Source organism: Enterobacter sp. R-1.6.2 (assembly GCF_035064085.1).
GTDB lineage: Bacteria > Pseudomonadota > Gammaproteobacteria > Enterobacterales > Enterobacteriaceae > Enterobacter > Enterobacter asburiae_B.
Genome location: NZ_JASEYI010000141.1, coordinates 1 through 300, shown reverse-complemented (window position 1 = coordinate 300; position 300 = coordinate 1). Strand labels below are relative to the sequence as shown.

The 300-nt window shown below is 58.0% G+C and carries 1 pseudogene; it reads left to right on the top strand.

Features of this window, described 5'->3' with window-relative positions:
• Nucleotides 1–300 (top strand): annotated as a pseudogene (locus tag QMN93_RS26170) (IS1-like element IS1B family transposase); the annotation flags it as partial.

Sequence of the window (300 nt, the reverse complement as noted above, 5' to 3'; positions counted from 1 at the left end):
CAGTGGGGATACGTCGGGGCTAAATCGCGCCAGCGCTGGCTGTTTTACGCGTATGACAGGCTCCGGAAGACGGTTGTTGCGCACGTATTCGGTGAACGCACTATGGCGACGCTGGGGCGTCTTATGAGCCTGCTGTCACCCTTTGACGTGGTGATATGGATGACGGATGGCTGGCCGCTGTATGAATCCCGCCTGAAGGGAAAGCTGCACGTAATCAGCAAGCGATATACGCAGCGAATTGAGCGGCATAACCTGAATCTGAGGCAGCACCTGGCACGGCTGGGACGGAAGTCGCTGTCG